General features: G+C 58.5%; 17 protein-coding genes. 16 read left to right on the plus strand and 1 reads right to left on the minus strand.

Annotated features, from left to right (window positions below):
• The first annotated feature begins 366 nt into the window (after positions 1-366).
• From ACKXGA_RS01050 to ACKXGA_RS01115, 14 genes are all read left to right on the plus strand, one after another.
• A complete protein-coding gene (locus ACKXGA_RS01050) occupies positions 367-2817 on the plus strand; it encodes a transglycosylase domain-containing protein (protein WP_423729879.1) in 2451 nt (816 codons plus the stop codon).
• A 320-nt stretch (positions 2818-3137) separates the two neighbouring features.
• Positions 3138-3578 carry an ACT domain-containing protein gene (locus tag ACKXGA_RS01055; protein ID WP_035394385.1) on the plus strand — a complete coding sequence of 147 codons (441 nt, stop codon included), beginning with the start codon at positions 3138-3140 and terminating at the stop codon, positions 3576-3578.
• A gap of 41 nt (positions 3579-3619) precedes the next feature.
• Positions 3620-4774, plus strand: a complete 1155-nt coding sequence (locus ACKXGA_RS01060) for a homoserine dehydrogenase (protein ID WP_423729880.1) — start codon at positions 3620-3622, stop codon at positions 4772-4774.
• A gap of 16 nt (positions 4775-4790) precedes the next feature.
• Complete coding sequence (gene thrB / locus ACKXGA_RS01065; protein ID WP_005933837.1) at positions 4791-5696, plus strand: homoserine kinase; 906 nt, start codon at positions 4791-4793, stop codon at positions 5694-5696.
• 36 nt (positions 5697-5732) lie between these two features.
• Positions 5733-6932, plus strand: coding sequence for an aspartate kinase (locus ACKXGA_RS01070; protein ID WP_423729881.1), 1200 nt, complete (start codon positions 5733-5735; stop codon positions 6930-6932).
• 318 nt (positions 6933-7250) lie between these two features.
• Entirely contained in the window at positions 7251-9527 is a 2277-nt protein-coding gene (locus ACKXGA_RS01075) for a hydratase (RefSeq protein ID WP_423729882.1), read from the plus strand.
• A 393-nt stretch (positions 9528-9920) separates the two neighbouring features.
• On the plus strand, positions 9921-10769 hold the full coding sequence (locus ACKXGA_RS01080) for a PHP domain-containing protein (RefSeq protein WP_423729883.1): 849 nt from the start codon (positions 9921-9923) through the stop codon (positions 10767-10769).
• 245 nt (positions 10770-11014) lie between these two features.
• Complete coding sequence (locus ACKXGA_RS01085) at positions 11015-11275, plus strand: TIGR03905 family TSCPD domain-containing protein (protein WP_154276315.1); 261 nt, start codon at positions 11015-11017, stop codon at positions 11273-11275.
• Positions 11276-11553: 278 nt separating this feature from the next.
• On the plus strand, positions 11554-13857 hold the full coding sequence (locus ACKXGA_RS01090; protein ID WP_423729884.1) for an ATP-dependent Clp protease ATP-binding subunit: 2304 nt from the start codon (positions 11554-11556) through the stop codon (positions 13855-13857).
• Between the two features lie 480 nt (positions 13858-14337).
• Positions 14338-15327 (plus strand): diacylglycerol/lipid kinase family protein, encoded by a 990-nt coding sequence (locus ACKXGA_RS01095; RefSeq protein WP_423729885.1) that lies wholly within the window; start codon positions 14338-14340, stop codon positions 15325-15327.
• Positions 15328-15583: 256 nt separating this feature from the next.
• Positions 15584-15868: a co-chaperone GroES gene (locus ACKXGA_RS01100; protein ID WP_005932536.1), complete on the plus strand. Its 285-nt coding sequence runs from the start codon at positions 15584-15586 to the stop codon at positions 15866-15868.
• 48 nt (positions 15869-15916) lie between these two features.
• On the plus strand, positions 15917-17557 hold the full coding sequence (gene groL / locus ACKXGA_RS01105; protein ID WP_215665834.1) for a chaperonin GroEL: 1641 nt from the start codon (positions 15917-15919) through the stop codon (positions 17555-17557).
• A gap of 288 nt (positions 17558-17845) precedes the next feature.
• A complete protein-coding gene (locus tag ACKXGA_RS01110; RefSeq protein ID WP_192918718.1) occupies positions 17846-18061 on the plus strand; it encodes a hypothetical protein in 216 nt (71 codons plus the stop codon).
• Between the two features lie 67 nt (positions 18062-18128).
• A complete protein-coding gene (locus ACKXGA_RS01115; protein WP_129873121.1) occupies positions 18129-19790 on the plus strand; it encodes a P-loop NTPase fold protein in 1662 nt (553 codons plus the stop codon).
• A gap of 49 nt (positions 19791-19839) precedes the next feature.
• On the opposite strand, the gene ACKXGA_RS01120 is transcribed toward ACKXGA_RS01115, so the two are convergent.
• Positions 19840-20142, minus strand: coding sequence for a helix-turn-helix domain-containing protein (locus tag ACKXGA_RS01120; RefSeq protein ID WP_117948492.1), 303 nt, complete (start codon positions 20140-20142; stop codon positions 19840-19842).
• A gap of 188 nt (positions 20143-20330) precedes the next feature.
• Here ACKXGA_RS01120 and ACKXGA_RS01125 point away from each other — a divergent pair, with 188 nt between their 5' ends.
• Both ACKXGA_RS01125 and ACKXGA_RS01130 read left to right on the plus strand, forming a co-directional pair.
• The gene (locus ACKXGA_RS01125; protein ID WP_417945259.1) at positions 20331-22274 is read left to right on the plus strand and encodes an Eco57I restriction-modification methylase domain-containing protein; all 1944 of its coding nucleotides are present in this window, start codon (positions 20331-20333) and stop codon (positions 22272-22274) included.
• A complete protein-coding gene (locus tag ACKXGA_RS01130) occupies positions 22274-25582 on the plus strand; it encodes a DEAD/DEAH box helicase family protein (RefSeq protein WP_423729886.1) in 3309 nt (1102 codons plus the stop codon). The genes ACKXGA_RS01125 and ACKXGA_RS01130 overlap by 1 nt, the downstream gene beginning before the upstream one ends.
• Positions 25583-25657: the final 75 nt, after the last annotated feature.

Consider the following 25657-nt stretch of genomic DNA (forward strand, 5'->3'; position numbering starts at 1 on the left):
ACAATTTTCACACCGGAATGCTGTACTTTACGGGGGGAAGTGTGCTATACTAGCAGTATCTGATTAGAAATAGGGGCTCATCCCCGGTAGCGGGCTCGCCCTCTCCGTCAATGCTGGCGCATTGCCACCTCTCCCAAAGGGAGAGGCCTTGGCAGTACCCGGCAAAGTTTCCGATTTCGTCAGAAGCTCCCACTTTGGGGGAGCTGTCGAGCGAAGCGAGACTGAGAGGGTGAGGATGGAAGAGAGGATGAACTTGTCAGGAATAACCGTTTAAGTAGGTAGGAGGCGATCCTTATCTCAAACGAATCGAGAAAGATCCACCGCGGCGCTGCACGCACGGACGTGCAGCCCACGGGGGGACGTAAAGTGAATGTGAGCAACAGCCGCAGGGAAGAGCCGCCCAAGCGCGGGCGTGCCCCCAGGGAGCCAAAGGAGCCCCGGGAAAAGGCGAAGCACCCCATCCTCAGGGCGCTGGGCCGCACGCTGGCTACCCTCATCTGCCTGGGCATCATGGTGTGCAGCCTGGCGGCAGTGGCGGCGGTGTACTACGCCGTGCAGGCCACGGCCAACGATGGCAACCTGCTGGACCTGGACAACATCGAGCTGAGCCAGTCCAGCACCGTGGTGGCCACCGACCCCGACACCGGCGCGCAGGTGGAGTATGCCACCCTGCGCTCCTCCAACAGCCACCGGGTCTGGGCAGACCTGGAACAGATCCCCACCAACCTGCAGTATGCGTTCATCTGCACCGAGGACAAGGATTTCTACAACGAGCCGGGCGTGAACTTCAAGCGCACCATCGGTGCCATGGTCAACGAGTATCTGCTGCCCATTTACAGCTCCAAGCAGGGCGCTTCCACGCTGGAGCAGCAGCTCATCAAGAACCTGACCAGCGACAAGAGCGCCAGCGGCGTGGAGGGTGCGCTGCGCAAGCTGCGCGAGATCTACCGCGCCCTCTGCCTGAGCCGCGCTTACTCCAAGGAGACCATTCTGGAGGCCTACCTGAACACCATCAGCTTCACCGGCACCATTCAGGGCGTTCAGACAGCGGCCAACGAGTATTTCAACAAGGACGTGAGCCAGCTCACCCTCTGGGAGTGCGCCACCATCGCGTCCATCACCAAGAACCCCACCAACTACAACCCCTACACCAACCCCGAGAACCTGATCCACCGCCGCAACTTCATCATGTATAATATGTGGCAGCAGGGCATCATCTCGGAGGAGGATTACCGCAACGGCGCGGCCCAGCCCCTTGTGCTGGCCGAGGAGGACACCAACAAGAAGACCTCCTCCGTGACCAGCTACTTCACCGATGCCCTCTTCACCGAGGTGGTCCACGACATCATGGACAAGGAGGGCGTGGACGAATCCACGGCCCAGTCCATGCTCTACACCGGCGGCTATACCATCGAGGCCACCGTCAACCCCAAGATGCAGACGGCCATGGAGAACCTGATGCTCAACGAGGGCGACGCTTACTTCCCGGCCGGCTGGCATGAGGAAGAGGTGACCAGCATCTCGGACGATGACGTGCAGGTGATGAACGCCGACGGCACCCCCAAGACCCGCACCGGCGACGACGGCACCGTGTACTACTACCGCAATGTCCGCACCCAGGCGGCCATGGTCACGCTGGACTATGACGGCAACGTGCTGGCCATGGTGGGCGGTCTGGGCGAAAAGACCAAGAGCCTTTCCCTGAACCGTGCTTACAGTGTGACCCGGCAGACCGGCTCCACCATCAAGCCCATCGGCGCGTACGCGCTGGGCGTGGAGTACGGGCTGGTGAACTGGTCCACCATGCTCAACAACTCGCCCCTGTACCAGAAGCAGGACATGGTCATCCGGGATGAGGACTACTGCCGCAAAAACGGCCTGATGGGCCTTTCCGACAGTCAGCTCAAGGCCTACCCCAACGCATGGCGCAGCTGGCCCCGCAACTACGGCGGCGATTATGGTGACGGCAGCGACCTGCCCCTGTGGAACGGTCTGGCCCGCTCCCTGAACACCATCGCCATCCGGGTGGGCGACCTGGTGGGCGCAAGCAACATCTTCAACTTTGTCTACAACACCCTGCAGCTGACCACCCTGGACCCCGCCAACGACGTGGGCCTTGCCCAGCTGGTCATGGGCAGCCAGACCCACGGCGTGACCCCCACGGCGCTGGCCGCTGCCTTCCAGATCTTCTATGACGGCGAGTACACCACCCCGCACCTGTACACCCGTGTGCTGGACCGGGACGGCAACATCTACCTGGAGAACAACGCCACCAGCTATCAGGCCCTGACCCCGCAGACAGCCTATATTATGAACCGTCTGCTCAAGAACGTGCTCTACTCCAACGTGGGCACCGCCAGCGGCCGCTACCCCAACTCCAACGGCATGGAGTCCTTTGGTAAGACCGGTACCGCCAGCGACGAAAAGGATCTGTGGTTCGTGGGCGGCACGCCCTACTACGTCACCGCTGTCTGGTGGGGCTACGACGCGCCTTACGATATGACCAACACCCTGGGCAAGAATCAGGCCAAGACCCGCACCTGTGTCACGGCGTGGAAGGCCTATATGGAGCAGGTGCAGGCAAACCTGCCCTATAAGGCATTCCCCACCAGCGACGGCGTGGTGGAACGCGCCTACTGCACCCAGAGCGGCCTGCTGGCCGGGGCCAACTGCCCCAGCCGCGCCACCGGCTACTACCGTGCCGATGACCTGCCCGATACCTGCAACTACTCCCACAGCAGCGGCGTGGCCGCAGCACAGAGCGCGGACACCGCCCCCGTTGTGGGTCAGGATACCACCGGGCTGGATACGGATTGAACCTTTTAGGCGGCCCTTCCAGACGGCCCTCTCAGTCTCGCTGCGCTCGACAGCTCTCCCAAAGGGAGAGCCCTTGGCATGGCGTAAAGCTCATCCTCTTTGCCAAAGCCTCTCCCTTTGGGAGAGGTGGCATCCCGCAGGGATGACGGAGAGGGTGCAAGGCCAACCTCTGTTAAAAGTCACACTTTCTCAATTCCGGTGCGACAGCTTGCCACTTCACGCTCCAAAACTGGATAATCTGACAAAAAAGCATCCGGTCTCTTGCAATGCAGGGGGCCGGATGCTATTATATTCCCTATAAGAACACTTGTGTTTGTGAGGTGAACAAGTTGGAACGCCGTTTTTATCTGGTGGACGCGGAGGTCCTGCCCGAGGTCTTCCTGAAAGTGGTCAAGGCCAAGGAGCTTCTGGCAAGCGGGGAAGTGCGCAGCATCTCGGCTGCCACCCGCAGCGTGGATCTTTCGCGCAGTGCTTTTTATAAATATAAGGACTGCATCTTTGATTCTGAAAACGGCCGCGAGGTCGTGACCGTAATGGCAACGCTCCGGGATGAAACAGGCGCGCTGCAAAGCCTGCTGGCGGGCATCAGCGCCGCCGGGGCAAGCATCGTTACCATCAACCAGTCCACGCCGGAAAACGGCGCAGCGCTGGTTGCCGTTACCATCCGCACCGATACCATGCAGATGACCCCTGAGGAGCTGACGGAGCGGTTGAGCCGCCAGCGCATGGTGGTGGGCGTGCACTGCGGGTATAACCTGTAAGAGCACCAGAACAGTTAGGAAATAGGAACGAGGGTTGAACTATGGCAAAGATCGCGATTTTAGGCTTTGGCACGGTGGGCAGCGGCGTGTACGAGGTGCTGTGCCGCAACGCCGCCGGTGTTTCCCGCCGGGCCGGTGAGCCGGTGGAGGTCAAGTACATCCTTGACCCCAAGGATTTCTCCGCTCATCCGGCGGCAAACCTCTTCATCAAGAACTTCGATACCATTCTGGAAGACCCGGAGATCCGGGTGGTGGTGGAGACCATCGGCGGCACCCGCTTTGCATACCCCTATGTCAAGGCCTGCCTCGAGAGCGGCCGCAGCGTGTGCACCTCCAACAAGGAGATGGTGGCCACCTACGGCGCGGAGCTGCTGGCGCTGGCCAAGGCACACAACTGTGCCTTCCTGTTCGAGGCCTCCGTGGGCGGCGGCACCCCCATCATCACCCCCATGCACCAGTGCCTGGCCGCCAACGTCATCACCGAGGTGGAGGGCATCGTGAACGGCACCACCAACTTCATGCTGACCAAGATGGTGCGGGAGAACCTGGGCTTTGACGAGGCCCTGAAGATCGCGCAGGAGCTGGGCTATGCCGAGACCAAAGACCCCGGCGACGATGTGGACGGCCGGGATGCCTGCCGCAAGATCGCCATCCTGTCCTCCCTGGTCTGCGGCCACCAGATCTACCCCCAGAACATCCCCACCCGGGGCATCCGGGACATCACCGTGGCCGCCGGTGTGGAGCCCTGTCTGGTGCCCAAGAGCCACCAGCTGGCCGGTGTGGACGATGTGTTCAACGCCGTGCTGGTCAAGGGCGATATGCTGGGCGACGTGGTGTTCTACGGCAAGGGCGCGGGCAAGCTGCCCACCGCCAGTGCCGTGGTGGCTGATGTGGTGGATGCCCTCAAGAACGGCTCCAAGGTCCACGACAGCCTGTTCTGGCAGCCTGCGGAGCCGGTGGAGGGGATGCTCACCGACCCGGCTCCCGCCGCATATTATGTGCGTGCAGCGGGCGTTGCTCCCGCCGTGGTGGAAGCCATCTACGGCAGGGGCCGTGTGGTGGATGAGCACTTTGACGGCTGCTCCTATCTGGTGGAGCAGGCCGATGCAAAGGCCATGGCCGAGGCAGCCCGCAAGGTGGAGACCGTGGGCGGCAGCGTGAAGCTGGTGCTGAAAAAGCTGCCCGAGGATGCATGAGAAAAGGGGACGGACGATGAAGATCAAAGTTTCTGTTCCGGCCACCAGCGCCAATGTAGGCTCCGGCTTCGACGCGCTGGGTCTGGCCGTGACCCTGTACAACACCGTGACCTTTGAGGAGAGCGATAAGCTGGACATCTCGGCGGCGGACGGCACCCGCATCCCCCGCAACGAGAGCAATCTGGTGTACCGCTCGGCCAAGGGCCTGTTCGACAAGGTGGGCAAGAAGATCCCGCCCCTGAAGATCGTGCAGACCAACCCTATCCCGATGGCCCGGGGCCTGGGTTCTTCCTCGGCCTGCATCATCGCGGGCCTGCTGGGCGCGAACCGGATGCTGGGCGATGTGCTCAACACCCAGGAGCTGCTGACGCTGGCCACGGCCATTGAGGGCCACCCCGACAACGTGGCCCCGGCCCTGCTGGGCGGTTTGACCAGCAGTGTCTTTGAGGACGGCGTGGTCTACTCCGTCAAACGGGATGTGGACCAGAGCCTCTGCTTTGCGGCCATCGTGCCGGACTACAAGCTGCTGACGGAGGCCGCCCGCGCGGCCCTGCCCAAGCAGGTGGCCCACAAGGATGCCGTGTATAACCTTTCCCGGGCCGCGCTGGTGCCTGCCGCCTTCTGTGAGGGCCGGCATGACCTGCTGGGCATTGCCACCGAGGATAAGCTCCACCAGCCCTACCGGATGCCCCTGATGCCCGGTTCCCGGGAGGTGTTCGCGCTGGCAAAGCAGTGCGGGGCAAAGGCCGTGTATGTATCGGGTGCCGGTTCCACCGTGATGGCGGTGGCCGAGCGCGCGGAGGCTGAACGCTTTTATGCCGGGCTGCGTGCCGGGCTGGAAACGCTGGAAGGCCTGGACGGATGTGAAGCATTTACACTGTTAGAGCTGGATGCAGATAATACCGGCGCAACTGTGGAATGATATAAATTGGGAGAAACTAGAGGAGAGTGACAAACTATGGCGTTGATCGTACAGAAGTTCGGCGGTTCTTCGGTGAAGGACCGGAACCGTATCTTCAACGTGGCCCGCATCGTGGCCAACACCCACAAGGCGGGCAATGATGTGGTGGTGGTGGTGTCTGCACAGGGCGACACCACCGACGACCTGATCGCAAAGGCTGCTGAGATCACCCACAACCCTTCGGCCCGTGAGATGGATATGCTGCTGGCTACCGGTGAGGAGATCAGCATCGCGCTGCTGGCCATGGCCCTGAACGAGCTGGGCTGCCACGCCACCAGCCTGACAGGCTGGCAGGCGGGCTTCCGCACCGACCGTGCCTACACCAAGGCACGCATCACCCGCATGGAGACCGAGCGCATTTCCTCCGAGCTGGAGCGCAACCGCGTGGTGGTCGTGGCAGGCTTCCAGGGCCTGAACAAGCTGGATGATATCACCACCCTGGGCCGCGGCGGCTCTGATACCAGTGCCGTGGCCATTGCAGCGGCCCTGCACGCAGACCGCTGCCAGATCTACACCGATGTGGAAGGCGTTTACACCGCAGACCCCCGCAAGGTGCGCAACACCCGCAAGCTGGAAGAGATCACCTTTGACGAGATGCTGGAGCTGGCCTCTCTGGGTGCGCAGGTGCTGAACAACCGCAGCGTGGAGCTGGCAAAGAAGTATAATGTGGAGCTGGAAGTGCTGTCCAGCCTGAATCCCGTGCCCGGTACGGTGGTCAAGGAGGTTACAAAAGACATGGAAGGTATGCTGATCAAGGGTGTTGCAAAGGACACCGATGTTGCCGTTATCACGATCCTGAACGTTCCCGATGAGCCGGGCACCAGCTTCAAGATCTTTGGCCTGCTGGCCCAGAAGAACATCAACGTGGATATCATCCTGCAGTCCACCGGCCGTGACGGCAAGAAGGATATCTCCTTCACCTGCGCCGAGGGCGAGGCTGAGACCGCCATGCGCGTGCTCAAGGAGAGCGGCAAGTTCAAGGATGCCACCTGCGACGAGACCTGCGCAAAGGTCTCCATCGTGGGTGCCGGTATGCAGAGCCACAGCGGCGTTGCTTCCAAGATGTTCGAGGCACTCTCCAACAACAACATCAACATCAAGATGATCTCCACCAGTGAGATCAAGATCTCCTGCATCATTGCCCGTGACGACGCTGACAAGGCGGTCAGCGCCATCCACGATATGCTGTTTGACTGATTGACAGGACTGCTGGTGCTCTGGAAAACCCCACCGTCATTGCTTCGCAATGCCACCGTACGGGTTGCGGCTCCCCGCGTCCGCTTCGTGCAAAGTTTTGCACTTGCGTCCTGCTGGCCGCTGCCCCAACAACTCCTCCCTGCTTCCGCCACTGGCGGCGGTCGTCGTTGTTGCCTACTAGGGGCGGCCTTGGCAAAATGGCAAAGCTTTACGCCATGCCAAGGGCCCCACTACTAGGGGGGCTGTCGATCAAAGCGAGACTGGGGGGTTGCCCCCGGAGCGCCGCAGTCCTTTTTTGCAAAAGCGAGGGGAAGTATTATGTTGGAATCGATCAAATGCAGCGCCTCGGGTGCATACTACCTGCGGGGGCAGTGGGTGCCCGCCGACGCGCAGGCTCCTGCGGCACTGGCAGCCGCGGGCGTGACTGCGGAGCAGGCCGGCCAGGCCTACAAGGGCACCATGGCCTACGGCATCCTCACCGCCCACAACACCAGCGGCAGCGACCGGGATCTCCGGATCAAGTTCGATGCCATGGCAAGCCACGACATCACCTTTGTGGGCATCATCCAGACGGCCCGTGCCTCGGGGCTGGAAAAGTTCCCCATCCCCTATGTGCTGACCAACTGCCACAACAGCCTGTGCGCTGTGGGCGGCACCATCAACGAGGATGACCACCGCTTCGGCCTGTCCGCTGCCAAAAAGTACGGCGGCATCTTTGTGCCGCCCCACATGGCGGTCATCCACCAGTACATGCGCGAGCGCTTTGCGGGCTGCGGCAAAATGATCCTTGGCTCCGATTCCCACACCCGCTACGGCGCGCTGGGCACCATGGCCATCGGCGAGGGCGGCGGCGAGCTGGCAAAGCAGTTGCTGGGCCGCACTTACGATGTGGCCCGCCCCGGCGTGGTGGCCATCTGCCTGACCGGCGCTCTGCCCGCAGGCTGCGGCCCCCACGATGTGGCCATTGCACTGGTGGGCGAGCTGTTCAAGAGCGGCTATGTCAAGAACAAGGTCATGGAGTTTGTGGGCCCCGGCATCGCCTCCCTGCGGCAGGACACCCGCAACGCCATTGATGCCATGACCACCGAGACCACCTGCCTTTCCTCCATCTGGGAGACCGATGAAAAGACCCGGCAGTACCTCACGGTCCATGGCAGGGCAGGGGACTACAAGCCCCTGCACCCGGCAGAGCTGGCCTATTACGACGGCGTGGTGAGCGTGGACCTTTCCAAGATCCGGCCCATGATCGCCCTGCCCATGCACCCCTCCAACGCCTTTCCCATCGAGGAGCTGAACGCCAACCTCAAGGACATCCTCCACGAATGTGAGGAGAACGTCCAGAAGCTGGTGGGCCGCTCTGACGTGAAGCTGGACCTGTGCAGCAAGATCGAAAACGGCAGGCTCCGGGTGGATCAGGGAGTCATCGCGGGCTGCGCGGGCGGCCTGTTTGACAGCATCTACGAGGCCGCTTCCATCCTCAAGGGTCATACCGGCGGCTGCGGGGATTACGCCCTCAGCGTCTACCCCGGCAGCCAGCCCATTATGATGGAGCTGAACCGCACCGGCGTGCTCACCGACCTGATGGCCAGCGGTGCCACCATCCGCACGGCCTTCTGCGGCCCCTGCTTCGGCGCGGGCGATGTGCCCGCCAACGGGGCGCTGTCCATCCGCCACACCACCCGCAACTTCCCCAGCCGCGAGGGCTCCAAGCCCGGCAGCGGCCAGCTGGCAGGCGTGGCCCTGATGGATGCCCGCAGCATTGCCGCCACCACGGCAAACGGCGGCATCCTGACCCCCGCAACAGAGGTGGATTACGACCCCACCGTGCCCGAATATCACTACGACCCCTCCAGCTACGAGGCCCGGGTGTATCAGGGCTTTGGCCACGGCGATTACGATGCCCTGCTCAAGCTGGGCCCCAACATCAAGGACTGGCCCGAGATCGCCCCGCTGGGCGACAACCTGCTGCTGAAGGTGGCCTCCTACATCACCGACCCCGTCACCACCACGGACGAGCTCATCCCCTCGGGTGAGACCTCTTCCTACCGCTCCAACCCCCTGGGTCTGGCTGAGTTCACCCTCAGCCGCAAGGACCCCGCCTATGTGGGGCGTGCCAAGGCCGTGCAGGCCGAGGAAGCCGCCCGCCGGGCAGGGCAGGGGGATGCCGCCCTGCTGGCAAAGATCCGCGCCGTGCCCGGCTGCGAGGCCCTGACCTGGGACGATGTGCAGCTGGCCTCCACCATTTTTGCCGTCAAGCCCGGCGACGGCTCTGCCCGTGAGCAGGCCGCCAGCTGCCAGCGCGTGCTGGGGGCCGGGGCCAACATCGTCAACGAGTACGCCACCAAGCGTTACCGCTCCAACCTCATCAACTGGGGCATGCTGCCCTTCCAGCTCAACGGCGCGGCTCCCTTTGGCCTGGGGGATTACATCCTCATCCCCCATGTCCGGGAAGCCCTCAAGGGCGATCTGCAGAACATCCCTGCCTATGTGCTGGGGGAGGAAGTGAAGCCCTTTGCCCTCTATATGGCACCGCTGACCTCCGATGAGCGGGAGATTTTGGCAGACGGGTGTTTGATCAATTATTATAAGCATTAAACCTCTCAGCCGTCGCTGACGCTCGGCAGCTCCCCCAAAGGGAGAGCCAACGCATCTATGGGGGCAGGCTGTCCTTCGTACAACCTCTCAGCCGTCGCTGACGCTCGGCAGCTCCCCTAGTAGGGGAGCCCTTGGCAGAAGATTCATTTTTCGCTATCATCGCCTGCGGCTCCAAAACCAGCATCTGCCGCAAGGCAAAATCTGGCGGTAGCAGTGCAAAAAGTAGCGAAGCGCTTGTGCTCGAAAACGCAACGGAATGCCAAGGCCTCCCCTACTAGGGGAGGTGGCATCGAGCAAAGCGATGATGACGGAGAGGTTGTACAGAGCAGCCGCTCTCCGTGAGACGAAATGACGGTGGGGTTTATCCGTTACATTCTCAGGAGGTTCCATTCCATGCCCGGCGATCTACACAACCACACCACCTATTCCGACGGCTCCGTGCCCGTGGCCCGGCTGCCCCTGATGGCAGCCCGGGTGGGGCTGGATGCCATGGCCATCTCTGACCACGATACACTGCGCAGCGTGCAGTATGCCTACGACCACCCGGTGCAGGATGGGGTAAAGCTCATCCCGGCCACCGAGCTCACCGGCTACGATTACGAGCGCCAGCACCGGGTCCACCTGCTGGCCTACTGGCCCGACCCCGAGAGCGAGGCCCTGCGCCGTCACTGCGATATCATGCGCCAGCGCCGCAACGAGTGCTGTTTGCAGAGCGCCCGGGAGTTGGAAGCCATCTTCCCCCAGTTCCGCACCGAGCAGGCGCTGGAATACGCCAGAGACAGCGGCGTGCTCTATAAGAGCGGCATCATGCAGGCGCTGCGGGAGCTGGGCCTTGCCGACAGCATCTACGGCGAGCGCTACCATGAGCTGTTCGGCTGGAACCCGCGGGGCAGGGTGCTCCACTCGCCCGAGTATATCCCGGTGCGGGAGGTTCTGGCCACAGCCAGAGCCGCCGGTGCCGTGGTGGTGTTCGCCCACCCCACCGTGTACAAGAGTATGCCCCTGCTCCGGGAGCTGGTCATGGAGGGGATGGTGGACGGCATCGAGATCGATCACCCCAGCAACAGCCCCGAGGACAAGGCCGAGTGTGCCGCCCTCTGTGGGCAGTATCACCTCATCCACACCGGCGGCACCGACTTCCACGGGGCCAACCACAAAAAGGTCTACCCCGTGGGCACCTGCACCACCCCCGATGACCAGATCGCGCGGATCGAGGAGCTGGCCCGGAAGCGGAAAAAGTAAACCGATTTGAGCATTCTTATGAGAACTGCCAAGGCCTCGCCCTTCGGGAGAGGTGGCATTGCGTCAGCAATGACTGAGAGGGTGAGTTCGGTAAAGTCCGTGAGCATCCTCACCCTCTCAGTCTCGCTTTGCTCGACAGCTCCCCCGAAGGGGGAGCCCTTGGCAAAGAGGGCAGGTTCCGCCTCTTGCAGGAACGTTGTTTTTGTAGTATACTGTGGGCAAGTCAAAAAGAGAGGATGTTTTCCATGAGCAAATCTTTCAGCTTCCCCAATGTGGGCACCTGTTCCAGGCAGACCAACATCGTGCTGAACGATGACCACACCATCGAGTCCGTTGAGGTTATCGGCGGCTGCAACGGCAACCTCAAGGGCATCAGCCGCCTGCTCAAGGGCATGAAGGCTGAGGATGCCATCGCCCGCATGGAGGGTACCACCTGCGGCCCCCGCCCCACCAGCTGCCCCGACCAGATCGCCAAGAACCTGAAAAAGGCTCTGGCAGAGATGTAACCATCAACGCAGAGAAAGCGTCGTGCATTGCACGGCGCTTTTTTGCTGTGCAGCGCCCTCTCAGTCTCGCTTTGCTCGACAGCTCTCCCAAAGGGAGAGCCAACGCATCGTCTCAATTCAGCAGCCACTAGAGGCCAGGCCGCAATTGGCTCCCCCCTCGGGGGAGCTGGCAAAGCCGATAGGCTTTGACTGAGAGGGTTGACACAAATTGCTGTTTTTTTCGTGGAGGTTGAGCCTATACTTTGCTGTGTATGAAACAATACAGCAAGGAGCAGAGCATGAGCATTTGGGAAGCATTCGGCATGGGCAGACACAAGGGGTTTTCGCGGGAGGCAGGGCTGCTGCTGGACGAAGCCGTGGAGCTTGCGGGCAGCATGGGCTGTGCCCGGGCGGATACCGGGCACCTGCTGCTTGCCATGCTGCAGACCGACCGTGGCCCGGCGGGGCGGTTTCTGGCGGGCAAGAACATCACCGAGCCCGCCGTGCGCCGCCAGCTGGCCGAGGGCCGCACCAGCCCGGCCCGGCAGCTGGACAGAAAGGCGTTGGCCCCTGACCTGCGCCGGGCCATGGATTATGCCCTCATCGGGGCACAGAACGCCCACCTGCCCAAGGCGGAGCCGGAGCACCTGCTCTGTGCCATGCTGGAGGATACCGACTGCGCGGCGGGGGTGCTGCTGGCCTCCATGGGGGTGCAGCTGGCCGAGGCCGTGCGGGAGTGCCGCCAGCTCTCGGGGCAGTTCATCCTGCCCGGCACGCCCCGGGCCAGCGCCATGCCCCGGGGCAGCCGTGCCAGCGATAAGTATTGCCGCGACCTGACCCGCCGCGCGGTGGACGGTGAGCTGGACCCGGTGTTCTGCCGGGATGCGGAGCTGGACCGGATGGTGGAGATCCTGTGCCGCCGCCAGAAGAATAACCCCTGTCTGGTGGGGGAGCCGGGCGTGGGCAAAACGGCCCTTGCCGAGGGCCTTGCCCAGCGCATCGCCAGCCGGAACGTGCCCCGGATGCTGCAGGGGCGGCGGCTGCTGGCGCTGGATATGGCCAGCCTTGTGGCGGGCACCAAGTACCGGGGCGACTTTGAGGAGCGGTTCAAGACCCTTCTGGAGGAGCTTGTGCGGGACGGCAGCGCCATCCTGTTTGTGGACGAGTTCCACACCATCGTAGGAGCCGGCGCGGCAGAGGGAGCCATTGATGCGGCCAGCATCCTGAAGCCCGTGCTGGCCCGGGGGGAGCTGCAGCTCATCGGGGCCACCACCGATCAGGAGTTCCGCACCCATATCCAGAAAGATGCCGCACTGGAGCGCCGCTTTGGCCGGGTGCAGATCGAGGAGCCTACCCCGGCGCAGGCCGCGGCGATCCTGGAGGGCCTTGCCCCCCGCTACGAGCGCTACCACAGCGTGCATCTGCCGCCTGAGACACTGCGGGAGGCCGTGGAGCTCTCGGTGCGGTACCTGCCGGGGCGCTTCCTGCCCGATAAGGCCATCGACCTTGTGGACGAGGCCTGTGCCGCTGCCCGCATCCGCGCCGAGCGGGAGGGGAAAGCAGATCCCACCCTCACCCGGGAGGACATTGCCCGGGTGGTGGCGCAGGCCAGCGGCGTGCCCGTGGAGCGGGTGGGGGAGAAGGAACGGGAACGGCTGGACAAGCTGGAATCCCGCCTCAACGCCGAGATCGTGGGCCAGCAGAAGGCCGTGGCGGCGGTGGCCGGGGCCATCCGGCGCAGCCGCACCGGGCTGGGGGAGCCGGGCCGCCCCATGGGGGCCATGCTCTTTCTGGGGCCCACCGGCGTGGGCAAGACCGCCCTTGCCAAGGCCCTTGCCGCCAGCTGGTTCGGCAGCGAGAAGGCCCTGCTCAAGTTCGATATGTCGGAGTATCAAGAGCAGCACACCACGGCCCGCCTGCTGGGCGCGCCTCCGGGCTACCTTGGCCACGATGAGGGCGGCCAGCTCACCGAAGCCGTCCGCCGCCGCCCCTACAGCGTGGTGCTCTTTGACGAGATCGAAAAGGCCCACCCGGACATCCAGAATATCCTGCTGCAGATCCTGGAGGACGGCCAGCTCACCGATGCCATGGGCCGCAAGGCAGATTTCCGCAATACCATCGTCCTGCTCACCTCCAACCTGGGGGCACGCTTTCTGGCGGGGCAGAGCGCCCCGCTGGGTTTTGCGGCGGGCAGCGAGGCCGTGTTCGAGAAGCAGTCGGCCCAGGCCATTGAGGAAGCCAAGAAGTGGTTCCGGCCCGAGCTGGTGGGGCGGCTGGATGAGCTCATCGTGTTCCGTCCCCTTGCGGAGGACAGCCTGTGTGCCATCGCCGAGAAGCTGCTGGGCCAGCTGGAAGCCCGTGCCGCCCGCAATGGGTATCAGCTGACCCATACGCCCCGGGTGGGGGCGGTGCTGGCCGCAAGGGCGCGCTCGCCCTATGGGGCCCGGGAGCTGCGGCGGCAGGTGGACCGCGCCGTGGAACAGGCCCTCGCCAACCAGATCGCCTCCGGCACGGCCCACACCGGCCAGCACTGGACCGCCGACTGTACGGTGGATGGGGAGGTGACCTTGATGGAGGAATCGACCCTCTCTGTTAAAGCATGACGGTTTTGCCACCTGTCCGGGTTGCGGCACCCAGCGTCCACTTCGTGCAGAGCACTCGTGTCCTGCTGGCCGCGGCCCCAACAACTCCTCCCTGTTTCCGCCGCTGGCGGCGGTCGTCGTTGTTGCCTAGTAGGGGAGGCCTTGGCATAGGGTTCATTTTTCGCAATGATCGCTGACGCTCCAAAACGTACTCCTGCCGCAAGGATAAGGCTTTGCGCCAGCAGGGCAAACAGGAGCGAAGCGCCAGACCCCGAAAACGCGACGGCCTGCCAAGGGCTCCCCTACCAGGGGAGCTGCCGAGCGTCAGCGACGGCTGAGAGGTTTAGCCGTAAGCACCCTCTCCCCTTACAGATGCATTGGCTCCCCCTTTGGGAGAGCTGGCGAGCAAAGCGAGACTGAGAGGGTGAGCCCGTTTCCCCCTTGCATCCTCCGGCGTTTTCGTTTATCATAGAGAAAGTGAAACGCCTCAAGGAGGAAATCATGCGCTATTTGTTTTTACTGAATCCCGCTGCGGGTAAGCAGGACTGCACTGTCCAGCTCATCCCGCAGATCAGAGCCGCTGCCGCCCGGGCCGGGTGGAGCGCGGCGGATTATACCATCCACACCACCGAATATGCGGGCCACGCCCGGGAGCTGGCCCGTGCCGCAGCCCAGGAGGCAGCGCAGGCCGGGGACAGCCTGCGCATCTGGACAGCGGGCGGCGACGGCACCTTCATGGAAGCCATGACCGGCGTGCAGGGCTTTGTCAACGCCGCCGTGGGCTGCCTGCCCTACGGCAGCGGCAACGACTTCCTGCGCACCTACGGCACCCGGGCAGAGTTCACCGACCTCGATGCCCAGCTGGCGGGCGGGGAAGTGACCATCGACCTGTTGGAGACCAGTCTGGGCCTGTCCGCCACCATCTGCGCGGCGGGTCTGGACGCGCAGGTGGCCTACGGCATCCCCAAGTTCCGGCGGATCCCCCTGTGCGGCGGCGAGGTGTCCTACCTGCTCTCCATCGTGGAGCAGCTCTGCGGCCACATCGGCCGCAGGGTCACCTTTACCATTGATGACGAGGAGCTGACCGTGGACTGCCTGATGTGCGCCATCTGCAATGGCCGGGCCTATGGCGGCGGCTTCCTTGCCGCTCCCGAGGCCGACCCCGCCGACGGCTGGCTGGACGTGATGATCGTCCGCAGGGTGGGGCGGCTGACCATTGCCAAGCTGCTGGGGATGTACAAGAGCGGCCGGCACTTTGTGAACGGCCAGCTCACCGAGGAGGCAAAGCCCTACTTCCTCTACCGCCGTGCCCGGCGGGTGGCGCTGCGCCCCGCCGATGGCCGCGGTCCCATCATTGCCACTGCCGACGGCGAGTGCGCCCCCTGTGATGCGGTGGAGGCTGTTCTGCGCCCCCTGAGCGGCCGTATCCTCCTGCCCGTCCCGGCGTATGAGCGGTTTGTGGCGAAAAGAAGCAGTGCGGACGTAAAATAAGAAGATGTTTGGATGAAAAAGAGCAGTCTCTCCGGAAAAGAGAGCTGCTCTTTTTTCGATGTAAGGATACTTTTTCGAGTGGTCACAAATTGTTCAAAAAGAAAAATCAAAAAGGTCTTGATTTTTCAGTTCAAGATGAGTACAATACACTTAGCACTCAGAGAAAAGGAGTGCTAAACAACCGGAGGCCCAGCAGGAACGGGCCGAAGGTGCCAAAAAAGTTTTCATTATATTTTATTATAGGAGGGCAAGAACTATGAAGATCATTCCTCTTGCAGACCGTGTTGTTATCAAGGCCGTTGAAGTTGAGGAGACCACCAAGGGCGGCCTCATCCTGACCGGCAGCGCCAAGGAGAAGCCCCAGGTGGCTGAGGTCGTGGCTGTTGGCCCCGGCGGCATCGTGGACGGCAACGAAGTCAAGATGACCGTGAAGGTTGGCGATAAGGTCCTGACCAGCAAGTACTCCGGTACTGAGGTCAAGGTGGACGGCGAGGAGTGCACCATCGTGCGTCAGGGCGATATCCTGGCCATCGTGGAGTAAGTTTCCCCTCTGAAATTGAAATTTGAGCTTTGAAGGAGCGATTTGATTATGGCAAAACAGATCAAGCAGGGCGAGGATGCCCGCAAGGCACTGTGTGCCGGTATTGATACCCTGGCAAATACCGTGAAGATCACCCTGGGCCCCAAGGGCCGCAATGTGGTGCTGGGCAAGAAGTTCGGCGCACCCGTCATCACCAACGATGGCGTGACCATTGCCAAGGAGATCGAGCTGAAGGACGAGTTCGAGAACATGGGCGCACAGCTGGTGCGTGAGGTCGCAACCAAGACCAACGATGCCGCAGGCGACGGCACCACCACCGCAACCGTTCTGGCACAGGCCATGGTCACCGAGGGAATGAAGAACGTTACCGCCGGTGCCAACCCCATGGATATCCGCCGCGGCATGAGCAAGGCTGTTGCCAAGGCCGTTGAGACCATCAAGGCCCACAGCCAGAAGGTTAAGGACAGCAACGATATCGCCCGCGTCGGCACCATTTCTGCCGGTGACCCCGAGATCGGCCGCCTGATCGCCGAGGCCATGGAGAAGGTCACCTCCGACGGTGTCATCACCATCGAGGAGAACAAGACCACCGCCGAGACCTACAACGAGATCGTGGAAGGTATGCAGTTTGACCGCGGCTACCTGACCCCCTATATGGTCACCGATACCGACAAGATGGAGGCTGTTCTGGACAACGCCGCCATCCTGATCACCGATAAGAAGATCAGCGTCATCCAGGATCTGGTCCCCCTGCTGGAGCAGGTCATGCAGAACGGCATGAAGCTGTTGATCGTGGCTGAGGACATCGAGGGCGAGGCTCTGTCCACCCTGATCGTCAACCGCCTGCGCGGCACCCTGAACGTCTGCGCTGTTAAGGCTCCCGGCTTTGGCGACCGCCGCAAGGAGATGCTGCAGGATATCGCTATCCTGACCGGCGGCACCGTTGTGTCCGCTGATCTGGGCTATGAGCTGAAGGACGCTACCGTCCAGATGCTGGGCCATGCCCGTCAGGTCAAGGTCACCAAGGAGAACACCACCATCGTGGGCGGCGCAGGCGATAAGGATGCCATTGCAGCCCGCATTGCACAGATCCGCAACCAGATCGAGGCTTCCACCAGCGATTTCGACCGCGAGAAGCTGCAGGAGCGCCTGGCAAAGCTGGCCGGCGGCGTTGCAGTCATCAAAGTCGGTGCTGCTACCGAGGTCGAGATGAAGGATAAGAAGCTGCGCATCGAGGACGCTCTGAACGCAACCAAGGCTGCCGTTCAGGAAGGCGTTGTCGCTGGCGGCGGCACTGCTCCCATCAACGCCATCCCCGCTGTGCGCGCCCTGTGCGACACGCTGGAAGGCGACGAGCGCACCGGTGCCAAGATCGTCCTGAAGGCTCTGGAGGCACCTCTGCGCCAGATCGCCAAGAACGCCGGTCTGGAAGGCAGCGTCATCATCGACAAGATCGTTTCTGCCAACAAGCCCAACTACGGCTTCGACGCTCAGAACGAGGTCTTTGTTGAGGATATGATCGCCGCCGGTATCGTTGACCCCACCAAGGTCACCCGTTCCGCTCTGGAGAACGCAGCATCCGTCGCTGAGATGGTGCTGACCACCGAGAGCCTGGTCGCTGACCTGCCCGAACCCCCCGCTGCTCCCGCAGCCGGTGGTGACATGGGCGGCATGGGCGGCATGTACTAATAACTGCCTAAAAACCGCATGAATCCTTGATTTTTGGAGCGCGCAAAAGCGGATTTACGCCAAACTTACGCCACTTACGCCAAAAATCAAAGCGCACTATAGGGTAACAAAATCGGCACTCGCTGAAAAGCGGGTGCCGATTTTTTGCGTCTAGGGGATTTGAAGACTTATGAAACCCACTGATGGATTCTGCGAGCGGCAGACTGTCAGCGGTTTTTTATTGACGAAGAATAGAGATAGGAATACAATAATAGAAAGGGATGTAAAGACGGAAGGGAGTGTGCCGCCTTGGAGAATCAAAAGGACTTCTGCACAGAATGCCGCAGAGAAACGAGCTACACCTTGAAGAAAATCAAAATCAACCGGACCATCCGGGAAAAGGAGTATACTTTTGAAATCACGGCTGCTTTCTGCAACGAATGTGGCGGCGAAATGGGGATTCCCGGCCTGATGGACTATAACATAAAGGAGATCGACGAGCAGTATCGTAACATCAGAACGTGAGATGGGCTAAAGAAGCATACGGCAACAATGATATAAAAGTAGTTTCTTTTCGTGTGAGGTAGAATTAATGAATGCTGACTATGTTGAAAATATCATCAGGAATATTGATAAGCAATCTTATAAATGTATCTTAGTTGATGGCGCTTGGGGAATTGGTAAGTCCTACATGGTAAGAAAAGCGCTGGAGGATATGAAGGACAGAACGTGCTTTATCTCACTTTTTGGAATGGATGACGTTCAAAAAATATACCATGAAGCATTTTTTCAGTTGGCATTGCGTACTTCTCATGGAGGGAAAATCGCAAGCAGGGCAAAAGGATTTGCCAAAGCGGCCGGTAATTTCTGCGCAGAAGTTGCAAACTTGAATAGTGCACTTGCACAAACGGTATCTGAGCGAGAGTTGTTTGCAGTTACGGCAAGCAAATTTAAAAAGAACAGAATTATCGTCATTGACGATTTGGAACGCCGAAAGGCTGGATTGGATTTGGAGGAACTCTTTGGAGTGATTGAGGAACTAAAGCAGTCCAACTATATTAAGGTTATTCTTATTGCCAATTCAAATGAAATTCATGAAAATGAAAGAACTACGTTCAATAAGTATAAAGAAAAAACTATTGATCGTATCTTTGAGGTAACGGAACACTCGGCATCGATTAAGTGGGGAGTGTATGGAATAGATGGAGAATTTATTGATGTCTTTTTGATGCATCATAAAGCAAAAAATTTGAGAACATTGCAAAAGGCTCAAAATTTTTATAATGATGTGAAACAGTATTGCCTGAAAATAGAAAACGAACAATTTATGAACGAAGTAAAGATGCTCTGCTTTGCTGTTGTTGTAGAAGATGTAGATAAGTTATACTATAAAAACGATTCAATAGAGAAAGAAAATACTAACAGCAGATACCGGAAAGATGGGCATATCTTGAGCAATCATTTAAATGTCCGACTTGCAAACTATGTATGTCTTCAATCTAGTGGCGCATTATTGGATGATATCTATAACTATTTTAAAAGCTCTAAGATGCTTAGTGAAGAAACCCTTCAAAAACATTATCAAAAATTCAAGGAAGCCGGTGATAAAGCAAATTATTACAAAACTGATGAGGAGATAGAAACTTACATTCAAAGTTGGAAAGCAAAATTACATGAAGCATCAAATAGTGTAGAATTGACGCAGCTGGCAGGGGAATATGATTATTGGTTTCAGGTGTTGGAAAAAGATGATGACGAACTTATTGAATATTACAGAGATGTTTTAAAAAACATGTTTTTATGTGAGAACAGAAGCGATAAAAGAAGTCCATTGGACTATTACAATAGCAATGAATTCCATGGCGCAACAGAAAAAATTCGTAATATATATGATGAAGTGCTTATACATACGAAAAAAGAGATTATAAGAACATACATCGAGAAACTTGGGGATAGTCTAGATGAAGAAATTGCATATGAGTATTCGTACTGGCTTAAGGACTGGTATACAGGAACGCTAGAGATGCATCGCTATATTGATGAAGAAATTGATCCCTTGTATCAAAGAAATTCGTTCCCTGTTGATAATATGTCAAAAACCAAAAAAATGGTTTGTTATAATGTTATGACCTTGTTATATCTACATGATAAAGAAAAACTTGAAAAATGCTATAATAGTTTGAAATCTGACTTTAGTAAAATGGGAATAAAACGAACAGAGGACATTTTGAAAGAAATTCGAGAAGACAACTAGTTTATATACAAAACAGCCGCCCAGCGACCTTACGGTCTCGCTGGGCGGCTTATTTTTTGCGTTTCCACAACAGATATTCTTCGTAGCGGTGCATCTCGTTCTGTTCTTCTTCGGTCAGGCGCTGGCGCTGTTTGCGGGCTTCGTCCGAGGGGTCAATGTCGGTCAGCCCCAGCAGGTAGTCGGCGGAGGTGCCGTAGAGCTTGCAGATGGCAATCAACATTTCATGGCTGGGAGAGCTTTTCTCTTGTTCCCAACAACGAACAGCAGACAACGTTGCATGTAGCTTGTTTGCCATGCCCTGTTGTGTGTCGCCGTTTATTTTTCGCAGTTCGGCCAGTCGCTCTCCAATCATGCTTTTACATCCTACCTTTCTATCACAGTATAGAAAATTTTCCTACTTTTTCCTAAATGCAATAATATTATTAGCACTTTTTAGGGAGAAAAGGGGAAAAGCGGTAGGATTGTTACTAGTAAGAGGCAAAAGTAGTATGAATACTACTACTTCCGCCGCAACGCTAAGGCAAAGCGAGGGAATCCCCGTTGGAACAACTGATCGACTTTCACGCACCGGAAGTGCAGGCGGTGCTGGATACACTTCTAAAAGACCGCTCCACCGGTAAAAACATCATCTGGGCAACCGACCCGCCGAAGGAACTGCAAACGGTAATGTACGAGCCGGTGACGGATAGATCCCAGATCACCACCCAGCAGCTCGGGCTGACCCACTACGAGGTGGTGCTGCCCCGGATGATGAAGCAGACCGACACCCAGCAGCAGCGCACCCGCAAAAAGGGCGAAGTATTCTCGCCCGCATGGGTCTGCAACAAGATGAACAACGCACTGGACGCCGACTGGTTCCGTGGGCTGGGGGCAGAGGAGAACGCCGGGCAGTTCACGGTGGAGCTGCCCCAAGGCTGGCAGACGATGGAAACGCCGGTGCAGTTCCCGGCTTGCGGGGGCAAGACCCCGGCATGGGTGCAGTATGTGCAGAGCCGCCGTTTGGAGGTGACCTGCGGCGAAGCCCCCTTTCTGGCGTCCCGATATGATGCCGCCACCGGCGAGATGATCCCGGTAGCTCGGCGCATTGGCATTCTGGACCGCAAGCTGCGGGTGGTAAGCGAGAACGCCGCCACAGAGGACGAGTGGCGCAAATATGCCACCCATGCGGTGCAGTCCACCTACGGCTATGAGTATCAGGGAGATAATCTTTTGTTGGCACGGGTCAACCTGCTGCTGACTTATGCAGAGCATCTGCAAGCCCGCTGGCAGCGCAAACCCACAAAAGAAGAGTTACAGCCTATCGCTACCATCATCAGCTGGAACCTGTGGCAAATGGACGGCCTGCACCTGTCTGTGCCCGGCGGCAAGCCCCAGCCGGAGGCAGAACAGCTTGACCTCTTTTCCATGTTCGGGGCGGCAGAGCCGCAGCCGCCCACGGTATCCTGTAAAGTGAAAAACTGGCGCAAGGGCAGCCATGGAACCGCCCAGAACTTTGAAACCATTCAGGAAGGGAGTACCAGCATGAAGTTTGATTATGTCATCGGAAACCCGCCGTATCAGATAAGTGATGGCGGTGCCGGCGTAAGTGCAACGCCTATCTATAATCGTTTTATCGAAGCAATCAAAACTACACATCCAGGCGCAATTTGCTTGATTATTCCTGCAAAATGGTACTCCGGCGGTAAAGGACTAGATAAGTTCAGAGAGGAAATGCTAGGAGATAGACATATTTCAACATTGGTTGATTATTCTAATTCGCTAGATGTTTTTCCGAATGTAGATGTTGCAGGTGGCGTTTGCTATTTTGTCTGGAAAGAAGCATATAACGGTAAGTGTAAGTATACAAACTATCGTAATGGAAAAGCTACAACAGCATACAGAGATTTGAATGAGTTTCAAACATTTATTCGCTATCCAGTTGCATCCGAAATAGTCAAAAAAGTAAAAGAAGATGGAGAATTAACACTGGATAAAGTGGTTTCCAGCAGAAAACCATTTGGACTTGCAACAACAGCAAAGCCAATGAAAACCGGTGACATTACACTACGATACAATGGAGGACGTGGCCCATATAAAAGTACCGAGATAAGGGTAGGAACAGAAATGATTGACCAATGGAAAATTATCATTTCTCGTCTTACGGCAGAACACGCAGGACAACCAGCCAAGGATGGAAAGTACCGTGTTCTTTCGACGATGGAGCTTTTGAAGCCGGGTGAAATATGTTCCGAAACGTATCTTGTGGCGGGAGCATTTGATTCAAAAGAAGAAGCAACCAACTATATGGATTACTTAAAGACGCAATTTGTTCGATTTCTTATCCTACAAATTGCAATGACGCAGCAGTTAAGCAAAGCGTCATTCGCATTTGTTCCTTGTCAGGATTTTACAAGAAAATGGACAGACAAACAACTGTTTGAAAGATATGATTTGTCTAGTAAAGAAGTAAACTATATTCAAGGAATGATAAAGGAGATGGCATAATGGCTGGCATAACCCTGCGCACTGCCCGGCAGGTGGTGCCCATGATCTACGCCTATACCACCCCGGAAATTGCCCGGCACAACGGCTGGACGAAGATCGGCTATACCGAGCAGTCGGTAGACAAACGCCTGAAACAGCAGACCCACACCGCCGATGTGCTGTACCATGAGGAGTGGCGGGGCAATGCCGTCTACGATGACGGCAGCGGCGAGGTGTTCACCGACCACGATTTCCACGCTTACCTCCGCAAGCTGAACGTGGAGAACGACCGCAAAAACGAGTGGTTCCATCTGGATGGGCAGCAGTCCCGGCGGTATTTTCAGGATTTCCGCATGAACCGGGGCCGGGTGCAGCTGGATGCCGCCATCGCCTACACCCTGCGGGAAGAACAGGCAAGGGCTGTCCACGACACCAAAATCTATTACCAGAGCCACCCCGGCGGAGAATACCTCTGGAACGCCAAGCCCCGCTTTGGCAAGACCCTTTCCGTCTACGATTTCTGCAAGCAGGTCGATGCACAGACGGTGCTTATCGTCACCAACCGCCCTGCCATCGCCAATAGCTGGTACAGCGACTATGTGCGCTTTCTGGGCAGGGAGTCCGGCTATCTGTTTGTCAGCCATGTGGATGCCCTTGCCGGGCAGCCCCATGTGCTGGACGAGCAGGGCTATCTGGATGCCGCCGCACAGGGCGAGGAGCTGTATAAACGCATTGAGTTCGTCAGCTTGCAGGACATGAAAGGCTCCAAGTATTTCGGCGGCGAGTACGACAAGCTGCAACACCTGACCGAGCTGAACTGGGATGTGCTGGTCATCGACGAAGCCCACGAGGGCGTGGACACCTACAAGACCGACCTTGCCTTTGACCGTATTCGCCGCAAGTTCACGCTGCACCTGTCCGGCACGCCCTTCAAGGCGCTGGCGAACGATAAGTTTGCCGGGGATGCCATCTTCAACTGGACCTACGCCGACGAGCAAGCCGCCAAGCGGAACTGGCAGGGCGCACCGGGGCAGCAGAACCCCTACGCAAACCTCCCCATGCTCAACCTCTACACCTACCAGATGTCCGAGATCATCCGGGACGAAATTCAGCAGGGGGTGGAGATCGACGGCGAAACGCAGGAATTTGCCTTTGATCTGAACGAGTTCTTCAAGGTAAAGCCCAGCGGCAGCTTTGAGCACGACGCCGAGGTGGACCGCTTTCTGGATGCCATGACCACCCAGAACAAATTTCCGTTTTCCACCCCGGAACTGCGTGCCGAACTGAAGCACACCTTCTGGCTGCTGAACCGGGTGGACAGTGCCAGAGCGCTGGCGAAAAAGCTGCAGGCGCACCCGGTATTCCGGGACTATGAGGTGATCCTTGCCGCCGGTGACGGCAAGCTGGACGACACGGACGAGAACCAGAAGAGTTTTGATCGGGTGAAAGCCGCCATCGCCCACCACGAAAAGACCATTACCCTGTCGGTGGGGCAGCTGACTACCGGTGTCACCATCCCGGAGTGGTCAGCGGTGCTGATGCTCTCCAACCTGAAAAGCCCGGCGCTGTATATGCAGGCAGCGTTCCGTGCCCAGAACCCCTGCCTTTTCCACGAAAACGGCACTTTCCGCCGCAAAGAGAACGCCTATGTGTTCGATTTTGACCCTGCCCGCACTCTGCTGATCTACGAGCAGTTCGCCAACGACCTTTCACAGGACACCGCCAGCGGCAAGGGCGACACCGAGGAGCGCAAGGCGCACATTCAGAATCTGCTCAACTTCTTCCCGGTCATTGGTGAGGACGAGGAAGGGGAGATGATCCCGCTGGATGCAGAAAAAGTCCTCAGCATCCCCCGAAAGATCAAGTCCAAGGAAGTGGTGCGGATGGGCTTCCAGAGCAATTTTTTGTTCCAGAACATTTCCAACGTGTTCAGTGCGCCGCAGGAGGTGCTGGACATTCTGCAAAACTTCCAGCCCATCAGCGAGGCAAAGGCAAAGCCCATCCAAATCACCCCGGACACCGGCGCAGACCTCTCCCTGAACGACAAGGGCGAGGTGGATTTGGACGAGGGCTACGTCATCGGCAAGGCGGCAGATGTATTCGGGGCGAAAATTTACGAGAGCACCCCCGCACTGGACACCGCCCTGCAAGACCTGACAGATGCTCCGGCTCCTGCCAAAGAAGAGCATCTGGAACCCCTGAAAAAGAGCATCACCAAAGAGATCATCGCTCCTATGGTGGAGCAGGCAAAGCAGGAGTATGGCCGGGACCTGAAGCTGTCCGACCAGAAGCGGTTTGAGAGCACCGCCAAAGCCAAAATGGACGTGGCGGTGAACAAGGTGGTGGACAACTACCGCATCGACCAGAGCCAGCTAGAGACCCAGCGCACCCAGCAGCTGCAAAGCTGCACCACCGCCCAGCAGCGCCAGCAGGTGAACCGGGAGTTTGATGCAAAGCAGCAGCAGAGCACCGCCGCCCTCATGGAGACGTTGCAATCCACCATCCAGCAGACGGCGCAGGAAATGCAGCAGACCATCGTGCGCACCGTGGAGACCAACCAGAAGGAGCAGGAGAAAAAGGGCTACGAGGACACCGTCTGTGACCATCTCCGGGGCTTTTCCCGCACCATTCCGTCCTTCCTCATGGCCTACGGCGACGAGACCGTGACACTGGCAAACTTTGACCGGATCATCCCGGACAAGGTCTTTCAGGAGGTCACCAGCATCACGCTGGAGCAGTTCCGCTTTTTGCGGGACGGCGGACCGTACATCAACCAGACTACCGGACAGGAGGAGCACTTTGCAGGCCACCTGTTCGATCCGGTGGTGTTTGACGATTCGGTGAAGGAGTTTTTGAACCTGAAGGTCAAGCTGGCAGATTATTTTGACGAGAGCCGCACCGAGGATATCTTCGATTACATCCCGCCCCAGAAAACCAACCAGATCTTCACCCCCAAGTGGGTGGTGAAAAAGATGGTGGACCTGCTGGAACAGGAAAACCCCGGCTGCTTCGATGACCCCGGCAAAACCTTCCTGGACCCCTACATGAAGTCCGGCCTGTACATTACGGAAATCGTTAAGCGCCTTTACCGCAGCGAGAAGATGCGGCAAGCCTTCCCGGACGATAACGCCCGGCTGGAACATATCTTTGCCAAGCAGGTCTATGGGCTTGCGCCCACTGAGATCATCTACCGCATTGCCATCAGCTACATTCTGGGCTTTGCAAAGGGTCACGGCATCACCGCCCACCATATCCGTCAGGTGGATACGCTGGAATTTGCCAAGGCGGGCACCATGGAAAGGGAACTGGATAAGATTTTCAGAGATTGACCAATAGAATACAGCATAAAACCAAAGGCGGCTGTCTGCATGGGTGCAGATGGCCGCCTTTTTGTGCTATGCCTG

Source organism: Faecalibacterium hominis (ex Afrizal et al. 2022), from assembly GCF_049545105.1.
Lineage (GTDB): Bacteria > Bacillota > Clostridia > Oscillospirales > Ruminococcaceae > Faecalibacterium > Faecalibacterium duncaniae.